Origin of the sequence: Pseudovibrio sp. FO-BEG1, from assembly GCF_000236645.1 — a bacterium.
Taxonomy (GTDB): Bacteria; Pseudomonadota; Alphaproteobacteria; order Rhizobiales; family Stappiaceae; genus Pseudovibrio.
In genome coordinates, this window is record NC_016642.1 from 4526341 (window position 1) to 4538949 (window position 12609).

13 protein-coding genes are annotated in these 12609 nt (G+C 46.8%); 2 read left to right on the forward strand and 11 right to left on the reverse strand.

The window, feature by feature from the left end; all coding sequences use genetic code 11:
- Nucleotides 1-10: 10 nt before the first annotated feature.
- From PSE_RS20395 to PSE_RS20435, 10 genes are all read right to left on the reverse strand, one after another.
- Nucleotides 11-217, reverse strand: a complete 207-nt coding sequence (locus PSE_RS20395; RefSeq protein ID WP_014286539.1) for a hypothetical protein — start codon at nt 215-217, stop codon at nt 11-13.
- Between the two features lie 25 nt (nt 218-242).
- Entirely contained in the window at nt 243-515 is a 273-nt protein-coding gene (locus PSE_RS20400; RefSeq protein WP_041768717.1) for a hypothetical protein, read from the reverse strand.
- On the reverse strand, nt 500-730 hold the full coding sequence (locus PSE_RS20405; RefSeq protein ID WP_014286541.1) for a hypothetical protein: 231 nt from the start codon (nt 728-730) through the stop codon (nt 500-502). The genes PSE_RS20400 and PSE_RS20405 overlap by 16 nt, the downstream gene beginning before the upstream one ends.
- 160 nt (nt 731-890) lie before the next feature.
- Nucleotides 891-1652: a hypothetical protein gene (locus PSE_RS27250; RefSeq protein ID WP_148266181.1), complete on the reverse strand. Its 762-nt coding sequence runs from the start codon at nt 1650-1652 to the stop codon at nt 891-893.
- The gene (locus PSE_RS20410) at nt 1649-2170 is read right to left on the reverse strand and encodes a hypothetical protein (RefSeq protein WP_051125945.1); all 522 of its coding nucleotides are present in this window, start codon (nt 2168-2170) and stop codon (nt 1649-1651) included. Before PSE_RS20410 ends, PSE_RS27250 begins: the two co-directional genes overlap by 4 nt.
- 10 nt (nt 2171-2180) lie before the next feature.
- Complete coding sequence (locus tag PSE_RS20415) at nt 2181-2498, reverse strand: helix-turn-helix domain-containing protein (protein ID WP_041768718.1); 318 nt, start codon at nt 2496-2498, stop codon at nt 2181-2183.
- A 56-nt stretch (nt 2499-2554) separates the two neighbouring features.
- Complete coding sequence (locus PSE_RS20420) at nt 2555-2962, reverse strand: helix-turn-helix domain-containing protein (protein WP_041768719.1); 408 nt, start codon at nt 2960-2962, stop codon at nt 2555-2557.
- Nucleotides 2963-2993: 31 nt separating this feature from the next.
- On the reverse strand, nt 2994-3335 hold the full coding sequence (locus PSE_RS20425; protein ID WP_148266182.1) for a hypothetical protein: 342 nt from the start codon (nt 3333-3335) through the stop codon (nt 2994-2996).
- Between the two features lie 374 nt (nt 3336-3709).
- Nucleotides 3710-6229 (reverse strand): S8 family peptidase, encoded by a 2520-nt coding sequence (locus tag PSE_RS20430; RefSeq protein ID WP_014286545.1) that lies wholly within the window; start codon nt 6227-6229, stop codon nt 3710-3712.
- A 16-nt stretch (nt 6230-6245) separates the two neighbouring features.
- Nucleotides 6246-7205: an AAA family ATPase gene (locus PSE_RS20435; protein WP_014286546.1), complete on the reverse strand. Its 960-nt coding sequence runs from the start codon at nt 7203-7205 to the stop codon at nt 6246-6248.
- Nucleotides 7206-8350: 1145 nt separating this feature from the next.
- On the opposite strand from PSE_RS20435, the gene PSE_RS20445 reads away from it, so the two are divergent.
- Together PSE_RS20445 and PSE_RS20450 are read left to right on the forward strand one after the other, a co-directional pair.
- Nucleotides 8351-9055, forward strand: coding sequence for an IS6 family transposase (locus PSE_RS20445; RefSeq protein WP_014286547.1), 705 nt, complete (start codon nt 8351-8353; stop codon nt 9053-9055).
- A 449-nt stretch (nt 9056-9504) separates the two neighbouring features.
- Nucleotides 9505-10482, forward strand: a complete 978-nt coding sequence (locus tag PSE_RS20450) for a YopJ family acetyltransferase (protein ID WP_014286548.1) — start codon at nt 9505-9507, stop codon at nt 10480-10482.
- Between the two features lie 956 nt (nt 10483-11438).
- Here the strand turns inward: PSE_RS20450 and PSE_RS20455 are convergent.
- On the reverse strand, nt 11439-12602 hold the full coding sequence (locus tag PSE_RS20455) for a glutathionylspermidine synthase family protein (RefSeq protein ID WP_014286549.1): 1164 nt from the start codon (nt 12600-12602) through the stop codon (nt 11439-11441).
- Between the last annotated feature and the right edge of the window lie 7 nt (nt 12603-12609).

Below are 12609 nucleotides of genomic sequence, written 5' to 3' on the forward strand. Positions count from 1 at the left end.
GACGCGCTCCCTAGTTGGATTGCTTGGCGTGCCATTCAACAATCATAGTGCATAGCTCGCCCATGAATGGATGAAGAAATATCGGAGCACCTGCACCCTCGGGAGTGAACTGATAAAAAGCATCGGATTCGTCGGTGTCCCACGTACCAAGGACTTCGCCATCTTTCGTTACAACTGATCCGTCTTTCAGAAGATTGATCTTGAAAGTAAGTTCCATCAACTGTGTTCCTTTTCTGGATCGGTCAGAAACTTTTAGCTCCCAGGCTGATGACAACATCTGGCTTACCGTCAATTTCTTGTTTCTTATCCGGACGCTCTGCTACGGCTCGCTGTAATATGTTGGCATAATGATCTTTGAAGGTGTCCATAGGAGTTTCATCAGCCGCAGAGTTATAGCTATCTAATGCAAAGTATGTGATCGCACATAGATATTCTTCGTTATCGTATTTCATCCTAAAGCGAATTTGACCTGGGTTTATATGTGCCCAAGGCTCTTCAATCAGTTCTGGTTGCATACTCGTTGCTCCTGTCTGAACCCTTCCTCGCAGCGCGCCTTGGCTTCTTCTAGTGTGGGATTGGGTTTTGTGATGTTGGTGAAAACGGTTCCGTTTTCGGCACCTGCTACCAGATATCCGCCTGACACCTCGCGGATCGTGTACACCAGCCCACTTTCCGTCCGTGCTTCCCAGGTTTCTCCCACATGCTGCCAGTTTAACTTACTTTGCATCATCTTTGCTCCTTCTTTGGATGGAACCTCTCTTCCCACATCACTTTAGCGCGAGACGACCTTAACCAATAGGTTGCCGAAATAGTTCCAAAGAATACCGCAGCAGAGTTTATGGCACCCAGATACAAACTCATTGCGTCAGCCGTAAACATGACGGTGCTCCTTAGTTGGAATCGTAAGAAATATTGGCTTCGACAATTCTACATCTTTTTCCGCTGAGTGCTCTACATTGATCAATCCTAATACCTGCAGGCAGTAGTAGTTCCCATTCTTGTGGTGTGTGTTCTGAACCCTCCCAGCTGGATTTCCATTGCCCCCAGATCGCAGGAACTCGCGATATTAATTTAAGCGCAAACAGGGCAGGCGGAGAATTTACAGAGTAAGATGCACGCCGATGTGCGGCCTGAACTGCAGGTGATGGGCTTAGTGAGGTAGATAAGAATGCAGGGTAGACAGTATCACAAGGCGCATCGTCGGCTCTTCCGTGAAACAAGACCGATCCGGGCTCTAGTATAAGAGGCGAACTGAGTATTTCTTCTTGTAAACCTTGATATTTTTCAGTTTGCTCGTTGGTGGCATTGTTTGCGGCTACAGCACGGGCTGCGTAATGGTATAGGTCATAGTCCTTTTGCTGATATTGAGGGAAGTGTTGTAAAGTGTTTGCTCCTGCACTTTTGGCCCATAGCTCATTACAAATCTCATAAGAGGCTAGTTTGTCATCTAGTGAGTTTTCAAATCTGGTAGTTATTTCTTCGCTAGCGTAATGCGCTAGCAAGTCTCGTGGTGTTGTGAAGGTTTTAAACGTAGCTTGTTCTTTTGCTGAAACAAGACTTGGAGAATGAGATCTTTCTTTCATTTCTAAGCAAAGGGGAAACTGATTAAGTATCATATTTAAATTGCTAAGCTCCTTAGTTGGACTGTTCATTCCCCTTCTAGAAACTCGTAAACACTATCAAGCGTATGTAGTAGGCCGGGAAAAAAGTTGGTATCAACTATATTGATGAGGCCTTCAGGTTTTGCAGCATCACCCTCTTTGGCAAACTCAGAACCTGCTCTCTCTATTTCAAAGGGTAAGCTGCTTTTTTCGAGGAGTTTTTGAAAGCTTGAGCCTTCGCCATGTTTAAGAACATTGATTGCAAGGTAGTATATTTCAAATTGGGTAGCCAAATCTTGGCAGTTAGCATCATTTAAACTGCTGATAATACCTTGAAAAAACCTCTTAGGGCTGTGCGTTTGCATTCTTGCTTCAAATAAGGAGAACAGGCCTATAGCAATCAGTTCATATCGAGCGTTGATATAGCGTAATCCATTTACCAGCATCGTAGAGCCTCTCAATGGGCCGCTAAAATGCTGATGCAATTCACTGGTTTTCAACTCTAATTCTTCTACCTGTTGTTTTGCTACTTGAAGTAATAGAGGAACCCCATCAATTGCCCCCGCCATAGCTTGCTCCTTAGGTGGACTTAGTTTGGTTATGTGCAAAGCCTTTTGCTACTCTGAGCAAGATAGCCCGGTTATCTGTGTTGAGTATTGAAAAGATCTCGGCCAGCTCGTCCATCTCAGGCGGCACTGCGTTGCCGTTGATGATGTAACTGGGACAAACTCCCAAGGCTTCACACAATGCAATAAAGTTGGGAACCGTTGGTTGTTTACCTTGCAACAGCTGGGTGATGTACTGTTCCCCGTTTCCGATTGCTTTGGATAATACACGCTGCGAACGGCCATCGTCCCTGATGGCTGTTGTCAACCTATGCTGCCAATCTTTGACCAATATCCCGTCCTTGAAACATTTCGTTGGTCTTCCAAAATTTCAGCAAACTTCTCTCCTTAATTGGACTGTTCTAGAGGTTCTAAATGCCTCTTGCTCGTGTCGGAGGAAGTGAGTTCTTCAACGATCCGGAAATAGTTTGCTAAAACTTGTTCTGTGATAGCGTTATCGTCTTCCATGGCTAGTGAGAATTCGTTGCGAAATTGGATTGCCTGCCTGATCGCAAGCTTTAGAGCAGTTCCATTTATTCCAGATTCCTCTATGTCATTGCCGCCGGAAATCAACCACAGCAGGTCACATTCAAAGGCACGAGCAAGCTCTTTCAAGCGATCCAAGCCTGGTGTCCTTCTGCTCAGTTCATATGATTGGTAAGTTTGTGTTGGTACTCCAAGAGCCTCAATAGCACTTTCAGCGCTCTTGAAGCCTGCCTTTTTCCGGCTACTCTTAAGGCGTGTACCTAGTTTCATAAAACTGTATCGCTCCTTTTCTGGACAGTGATTAATAGCTGCCCGTCATGTAATATCCGCCTTCTGCCGCATACGTTAAAAACGACCTTGCGGAATTAAAATATCTTCTCTTTTTAGTGTCTGGCAGCTTGCTAGCGTAGGCTTCATCGTAGCCAAGGCCCATTCTACATGCGCTTTCAAAATCAAGAGGTACGCAATCATGCGCGGTGCGCGCCATATCTTCGGTAAAGTCAAGACTACCTAGTTGTTCTTTGGCATCTTCTGCGGAGATGTCATCGAGCTCTGGATTGAAGTGTCGCATCCATTCAACGATCAACCAACACTCAGGGTGTGTTTGGCGTGTTTGGTCACCAGCGGATAACTCAATTCCCATGTTCTGTGCCTCCTTAGCTGGACTTCTACCAGTCTGCTTGCCGAACTCGTGGATCGTGAAGTACAGCCCAAACATAGGCAGGGCCGCGAACACTGCTATTGACCACTCCGGGGCCGTCAAAGGGGACAAGGTTCAGAGCCTTTTTGAAGTCCGACTTACTTACCCTATAGCTCGTGCGGCTTGGAAAGAAGCCGTCATCTTGGATTTTAAAGCTAAATGGTAGCCCGGTCTTTGTTAGGAATGCTTCCCCGGCCAAGGACGTAATACGTTGCCAGACTGTTTCAAATTTAACCACGCTTTTGGCCTCCTTAGTCGGACTGCTCTGTACAGAAAAGTAGGCGAGGCATGCCTCTATAAAATGCAAAATTGCCCGACTATGTTTCAATGGTGATGCCGGGAACGCCGATTTGAACGGCAACGGGTGAATAGATGTCAACGTCGATGTCCACTTCGGGCAACTCAAGAGTTATGATCAGGCTATATCTAGTTTCCTTTTCACCCATTCCCAAATGCGCCCTCTCTTTCCACCAACCTGTTCGTGGGAATATGCCAACTACATTTGCTTCTGCCGCTTCGGCTGCAGTCAACTCAATCCAGTCTCGGTGAACAGATCCTCGCGTTCTTCCCATTTGTGTTCCGACAGCCCACTCGACATTAGCACCTCCATAGGTGCTATCATCTGTATCGTCTCTAGCTGCTTTGTTCAGTCTCGCTAAAAATTCTGTGAGGTCTTCGGTGGGTTTTTTTAAATTGAAATCCAATCCATGCGACCTGTACCGATATTTGTCGCGCCAACCGATTTCACCTGGCCCCGGTTCAACAAAATAGGAGAGAGTGATATCAATTTTCACTGGTGTTTCACCAGGTAGGTCAAGCAGCGCTTCTTTAGGCCATGGCAAATCAAAGAAATGCATGTCCTTTGCTTTGTAGCCGCCACTCCCATTATCAAGAAATGGCTGAATTGTCTGCTGGGCAATCAAGGTCAAGCTGTCGCGTGCAGAGGACAGTGCTTTGCGTTTGTCGGGAATGCCATAACCGCATGCCCTTATCAGCTGTTGTAGGTTTCTTTTTTCTGAGCGCCCGGGTTCATAAAACTGATCTTTTAATTGATCTGTCCAACGAGCAGAATGAACCATCAAGCCACGTATAGTTTCTGGCCAGGCTTCTGGATATTGGTGTATGAGTTCTGCTGCTTGCTTGGCGGCTAGTGCAGTAGCTGCACTGGTTGCAAAATTGCAGGTAAACATGGCCTGATTGGGAATATTGTTAAGAGATAGAACCGATAAGTCCTCAAGCGTTGAGGTGAAACCAGTCGTATCGATCCCTACATTACCTCCCTCAAACACAATATCCGGCTTGTTTGGCCATCGTTTCTCCCATGTTATAGAGGTCGTACTATAGGGAGATAATTCCCCTGCTGAAGCGATGGGGGAGAAAGATCTTGCGACCTCCTCGTTTTCAATTCGATCCTGAAATGTGACAGCCCCAACAGTCAGGGCATTCCACGACTGTCCTGGGTCGTGAATATTATTTGTAATGTTTGTCGCTGGATAGTTTGCCCATTCATTTGAATCATTGATGTTTCCAGCCGAAACAAAAAATAGCCTTTTACTATCGTCGTCAGCGCCAGATATTAAGGCATCCAATGCGCCAGACCATGACGAGGGACGTCCTCTATCTCTATCGTCGGTACTAGTAATCGCCATGCAGATTGCGCGTGATTGGTCGGGTGCTTGCAACTCTGCGCGGGCTACAGACTCAACTGTGCGAATGCCGTTCAGCTTTTGATTTTCATTGTAGCCTGTTTGCGGGATGATCTTTACGGATTCAATTTGGTAAGGAATAGTGAGCGCCGTATCGGTCTGCAGGTGGTGTCCGAGCTCTTCTCCAAACGCAACGGTTCCACACATTGTTGTCCCGTGTCCATCCTGGTCAGCGGTTCCCCAAGCAACGTCAATTGTGTGGCAGTTATCATCCGAGATTATTGTCGAAAGCAGAGGGTGAGCGTTATTCACTCCTGTGTCGATGACGCAGACAGACGTAGTAGAAGCTGAATCGATAGATATTCTGGATGCGAGGGAACTAACCCATTCGGTTTGGTCTGAGTTTTCTAACCGCGTCCAAAAGTCGGCTGTTTCTTTTGCGCGGCGAAACTCTGCGATCATATCAGAGGATGCGAGCAGCTCATTAAGTTGAATAGAAGTCGCTTTGATGAGAACAACCGTACGTTCAGGGAAGGAGATGTATCCGTCTCGGAATTCTGTGTTCAAGGCTTCTGCCAAGTGACGAAACTGGTCGATTTGCTCTGCGCGATTTTCATCGGTTCGCAACCATACTTCACACCATTCCGCTTGCTCAGCGGTAGGAATAAGACTGACATCATCACACCAGAGGGCGTGCAATAGTGCTAGCCGTAGATTCTCGATGCTTTCAATGAGCTTTTGATTTTTGGGTTTGTTGTTTTTTGTCTGTTCGTTTTTGTAGCGCTCGACCTTGTTTAAAAGGATGTTTTCCTTTCCTTTTGGCACATAGATGGTCGCCTTGATGATTTTTTCTTCGACATCCTCGTTAGCTGCATGTTCCCTAACATTTAGCAAGCGGATACCAGATTGCCTTGCTTCAAGGCTATCGAATTTCAGATCAAACCCTGGTGCACTTTCAAATTCAATATACGTGCCGTTTCGAGTTGGAAGGGATACAGCTTTTCGAGCTTCTTGTTCTTGATAAGATTCTCGCCATGCTTGGTTTAATCCATCTCGGATCATATCGGCATGTGTTGCCCTACTGGGGCGCTCAGGGAGAATGAAATCGCTGCCGCCACCGGATGGATTTGTATAGTCTTGTGAATCAGGGGTATCGTTTAAAAATAGGTGAGGAAATTCAATATCAGGCATTAGCTATACGCCTTATCTAAATAAGGTTGCTGTACGCTCCTTTACGATCCCGGACCATATCTAGAAGCCGTTTTTGTGTCACCTTCGATTGATCCGACAAGATGGCCCCTTTTATCGCATCATCGCAAGCTTGGGAGATTTCAGCATGACTCAGTCCATTTGCGGTTGAAGCCACTTTTTCTAATGAGTATTTCCCCAGAAATACGCCAAGTCTGTTCTGTAAAAGAGAAACAACTTCAGCCTTTTGTGGTTTTTCATAAGAAAGGATGTCGTCAAATCTTCTAAATAGAGCAAGGTCTATAGAATGTAAACTATTGGTTGCAGCGACGATAAGACTGTTTGACTCGTCCGCCTCGATAAATTGCAACAGAGAATTAAGAACACGACGCATTTCACCGACTTCGTTCTCTAATCCACGTTGTGTCGCGATCGCGTCAAATTCATCAAATAGATAAACTCCGGGCCTTTCCCGTATCATTGAAAAAATTTGACGCAGTTTGGCGGAAGTCTCGCCCAAATACTTTGTTACTAAGCGGTCAATCTGAACTGTATAAAAGGGCAACCCAGTTTTTGCCGCTAGAACTGATGCAGTCATTGTTTTGCCTGTGCCCGGAGGGCCAGCAAGAAGGATTTTGCGTCTGTTGGATAAACCGTGTTTCTTCAGTTTCTCTGATTGGTGAAACTCGCTGACAATTCTTGAAATTTTACCCCAAATTTCATTAGAAACAATAAGTGAGGAAGCATCCTTTGCAACATCTGTATGCTGCACCAGTTCAGACAAGTCGTTACTAATCGAAACAACTTTTATTGATTGTTTGGCACTAGTATCGATTAAGTCGCGGATTTCTCTGGCAAGATTGCTATTGCCTTTTTTAGCTTCAGATGCCGCCATCTGAAGTGCAATTGCAACAAAGCGGTTCTCATCATTTTTTAGATGAGAACTGATAAGTGCCTTTAATTGCTCCGCTTTTGCCATTTGAAAACTGTACCACAATCCACAAACAAAATCACTATGATATTAAACCTTCAATTCTGCTGGCAGAGCAAGTGATAATGCTCATTAACGAAAAATGAAGTATAATGCGTATCGCCTAACAATCGGCATCAATCAAGCTAAAACAAGGAAGCCAAGAGGCGTTGCCTCTTCCTCCCCACAAGGAAAATAGATACTGACTGTGGCTCAGTGTGTTTGTCGGCAACGCCTATTGGACAGATCGGACGATTTAAGTAAGGGAGTGTTTTGGCCCATGATCCCACAGACTGGGGTGAAAATAAGGCTGAACGGCATGCTATATGAATGGCTATTTGGACAACACCAGACCCTTCATGAAGATAGCTGAAGACGCTTCCGGATGAAGTTTGCTCAACCCATGAGGGAAGTGCTCCAATGGCCGCTGTTGGCCCTCGACGCTAGCAACCGCTACTCATTTACCTGAGTTCTTGCAGTGAAGCGAAGGTCAGCTTAGTCCGCTCTTCAATTATGAAATCGAACCACGCTGACAGGCAACGTCGGGTCAATTGGCGTCAGGTCAGTATGATAGTTTATTACTCAGTATGATTCTATATTACTCACCGACACTAGCTCAGAGATGGAAAATCGGGCATCCTTAGGCCGTCATGAAAAACTGATTAGCAGAGTGAACGGAATGAGCGGATTTTCGGACTTGTTGCCAGCGGATGTTTCGTGTGAGCGCAGAACACTACCAGATGGGAGCCCTGCCTGGTATTTGTGCCATGAGAATCTCGGTGAGCTAGGACGCATTACCGTGCAAGGAACGGCTGACGGTCACTCTAGGATTTTGACTGAGATTACAGGCAAAGATGATGACCCTATGGCCGACAAGCGAAGGGAAGTTTTTACTCCGATAGCACTTGCATTGAACACAGAGTTAGAGCGGCTTATGGGTAGCGTCGAGGAAGCTCCACATTCGCATCAGACGCCCCCTCCAGGTGCATCTCATGTGGTTCCAAGCAAGCTTACCCAGTGCAGCCGGTGCAATGGTTTTTACGCTCATTTGGTGTTTGCTGAGAACCCCGCGACACGAGGAGAGCTAGAAAATATGGCCTTGTTGCAAGTTTGAGGCCTTGCCTGCATGATCCCCACGTTGTGGGGGATTTGCAATGTCAGAATTCAAGTATCGTCAGTTCCAGGGAGAGATCATTCTTTGGGCAGTGAGATGGTATTGTAAATATGGCATCAGCTACCGTGATCTTGAGGAAATGCTGAATGAGCGTGGCGTGGATGTTGACCACACCACCCTCTACCGCTGGGTTCAGCACTACGCGCCTGAGCTAGAAAAGCGTATCTTGTGGTATCAAAATCGGCTGTCGTTCTCTTGGCGTGTCGACGAAACATATGTGAAGGTTAAAGGTCAATGGAAATATCTGTTTCGGGCCATCGATAAGCGTGGTGATACGATTGATTTTCTGCTTACGGCCAGACGCGACAGCAAGGCGGCAAAGCGCTTTCTTGCCAAAGCCTTGAGGCGCTCAAAGCGTTATGTTCCCTTGAGGATCAATACTGACAAGAATCCCGCCTATGGTTTGGCCCTAGCTGAACTTAAACGCGAAGGGAAAGCCCCCGATTACGTGAAGCTGCGACAGGTGAAGTATCTGAACAACAGGCTGGAGAGCGACCATGGCAAGCTCAAATGGTTAATCAAACCAACGCTCGGCTTCCAGTCGATGCGAACAGCGGCTGCAACCATTAAGGGCTTTGAGGTTATGCGGATGTTCAAGAAAGGACAGATTGATGGCTGGATCCGCTCAGTCGGCGGAGGAACTGAAGTCTCCTTCATCAACCGGCTCTTTGGAATTCACGCCTGAATTGCGCCCGGGGGAAGGCTATTTGTGTCTTCACTCAACAGATGCAACAGAGCCTGTCTCACCCTTATTTGGTTCAATAACTACACCATTTTGGCACATTACGATGCTGGGAGACATCCGCACCATCAACATACCCCTAAACTGCTGAATTGGTGGCGTAAAATAGGTCCGCTAAGCGCTTTTCTAACTCACTCGATATAACTTGGCAATGCAGTCAGGAGTATTAAGAAAAATCAGCAGACTGACGCGTTGTAAATATCGACAATATTTAAACTAATTTATAATCGATGTACATAATACAGGATGGTAGCTAATAATATTACATTATTACACCTCGTATTGGTAATATATTATATTTCGCGTCAATTAATACAGCGTAATCACTTCATAGTGATTACAATGCGGCTACTCTTTGTCTCCATTGTTAGAAGATCGACAGAGGACATGTTATGCCGCTACCACAAACAAACCCCGCTGAAGAAAAATGGATCGTTCGAGTTTTTCAGGCCATGGGCATTAATCCCGATCGTGTGAAAATAAACCAAAAACCAATTCGAGAGTTTGCAGCCGGCCAGGCACGAGACAAAGCCTACATTGAAGAATACTATCAAGCGCTGGAAGAGGCTCTGGAAAATGATGAACCGCTAACAGAGGAACTCAGTTTCGGTGATATAGCGCACTTTGGGCTCCTTGTTGATATGGCAAATGAAAAAGAGCCCGGTTTAAATGTAAAGCTCTGTGCTGACCCTGATGCCATGGGGGAGGAAGTAGAACAAATGCAAAAATCAGGGGAAGAGAATGGGCGGTTTATTGTTAACCGTGGCGGAGACGGCATGCACTTCGCTGCTTTTGATTACCTAGTCGTAGATGGCAAGCCTTCAATTGTTGGAATAGAGCCCGCAATAATGGATCCGGTCAAAGGTATATCAGGACATGTTCTGGCGGCAAAAGCTGCAAGAGCGTTCAAGAAACGCGGCATAGACGTGAAAATGACAATCATCGAAGCTGATATGCAGCGAAGCCCGACGGACTGCAATATCTTCAGCCTATCACTGGTAAAAAAAATGCTTAAAGACAAGGAGGAGGTCGCCAAAATTCATGCTCAGAATACTAATGGTGAACTGCCCTCACAGCCAATTGAAGGTCAAGATTCTGATTCATTTAGTTATATTAAACACACAGATTCTGATCGATATTTGACCCCTTCCATGATGAAACATGCCCACTCGCCGAATAGAATGAGGACTTACTTGAAAAACCATGAAGGTGCTGCTGAGGCGAAAGTAAATAAAAAAGACGAAACACTTCAACAGCGTATGGCCCGGCACATCATTGAGCGAAAGCCGGTGCCACGACCATTCAGCAACTCCATAGAGCATAAGCGGAAAACAGAATACGGGAATTTTTTAGGTAAGAAGAAGCAGTAAAACGAACGTTGAAACAAGTGCTTTTGAAGTTCATCCCTGATCCCGGTAGTGTTGTCACATCAGCTTGAAATTGCCCGCAATAACCATCCGCGGACTCAATTCAGGCGTTATTCTTGTAGCCTGGACTGGTTCGAGAAAAGTGGATGACTTTGGTTATATAGACAACAGGAGGACTACATGTAGTGAGCAGATATTACGGAAGGGTTTAAGCGTGAGGTGGTGCGGCTGGTCGAAATGAGGGATCGGTCAATGCCGGAACTTTCCGATGAATTGGATGTGGAGCGCACTACCTTGAACTGCTGAATCACGGACTTTCGTGATCAGCGTGAGTAATTCCAGATTACCTAAAAGAGCTACTGAAGAAGTCTTCGGGTTAGCGAGTCTCAACCCTTGATAGAAACGCCCGGATGGCAGCTTCTGGCCCGAGGCATCTCGAAGTAGCCAAATGCATTTCCAATTTTCTGAGCTGCAGTTACCACAGTGCGAAAATTGCGAATCTAGTATGGTAACTGCTCGTGAAAGAGGCGGCCCACCAATGGGCGCGCCGTTTTTGTTGCGATGAAAATGTGGAAACTGAAACTCTGCGATGGAGCGCCAAAAGAACATGGGAAACAGGGCCAGGCAGAGACTACCGGTTTAAGAAATCGCATCACCGTGAAATGGAACTCGTGGCCGATGCAAAAGTTGCCTACGTCAGAATGGTTGAGCTCTGGCGAGACCCCAAAAAACTGAAAATGGGCTGTTCAACAACATCCGTGTTAATGGCAACAACGCCATCCTTAAGAAACAGGGGGGAAGGCGTGCACGCGCGACAGGCTATAGCGGTTTGCTATCACCAGATTTACCTTGCTGGAGATTCAGATAGGTTGTCTCTCACGTCAGGTGCTAGGTAGAGGTTAATTGATTATCGTCGTTGTTTACCGGAGTCAGACAATACAGGGCCTTTCAATAAAGGGCTAATCGCAAATGTAATGGGGAATAAAACGGGAGAGGTCCTTGGTGATTTGGGAGCGGTCTTCGCGGATGCCGATGCCGGCGGGTTCTTTGCCAATGACCCATGAGCCGATGACGGTGAAGTCCTCTCCATATTGAGGAACCGGTGAATAAGCTTGCTGAATGAAGCCTTCGACACCGTAAGGGCCCTGCACTTCTTCGGTGACCTGTGTTCCTTCCATGATGGAGACATTGGCCCCTTCGCGGCTGAAGATGGGCTTTCTCACATAGCGCGAAGTGAGCTCGCTCTTGTCTGCGTCCTGCTCAAAGTAGGCGGGCAGGAGGTTCGGGTGGCCTTTGAACATCTGCCAAAGCATTGGAAGCATGGCCTTGTTGGACAGGATGGCCTTCCACGGCGGCTCTATGAGGCGCATGTTGGTTTTGGGCAGGATGGGCCCGTAAGACTCGCGGAACATGTCTTCATAAGGGTAGAGCTTGAAGAGGTTTTCAATCACATACTCTTCCTGATCTGCGAACTGGAACTCCTCGTCCACGCCGATATCTTCGATAAAGACGAAGTGATCCTGAAGACCAGCCTGACGGGCGCAGTCTTGCAGGTAGCGCACAGTTGCGCGGTCTTCGATGGCATCCTTCACGCAGGAAAAGTGCAGGTGATCACCTTGTTCCAATATCTCTGCCAAGCGGCTGATCAGCTTATCTTGCAGGGAGTTAAACTGGTCGGCGTTCTTGGGTATGCCGCCGCGACTGAGCTGGTCTTCCAGCCAGTTCCACTGAAAGAAGCCAGTCTCATACAGCGAGGTTGGCGTATCGGCATTGAATTCCAGCATCTTTGCAGGGCCGGAGCCGTCATAGACCAGATCAAACCGCCCGTAGAGCGCGGGCTCTGCGTTTTGCCATGAGCGAGCAATCCAGTCCCAGTACCTTTCTGGGATCTGAAGTGCTCGCATCATTTGCTCGCTTTGGACGGCTTTATCGACGAGTTCCAGACACAGACCATAGATCTCTGCTGTTACGTCCTCCAGATCATCCTCAATCTGTCGAAGTGTGAACTGGTATGCACGGCTTTCATCCCAATAGGGTTCGCCGTACATACTGTGAAAATTGAAGCCAAGCGCTTCTGCCTGTTGTTTCCAGTCGGAGCGCTCAGGCAACAATATTCGTTTCATAAATCAG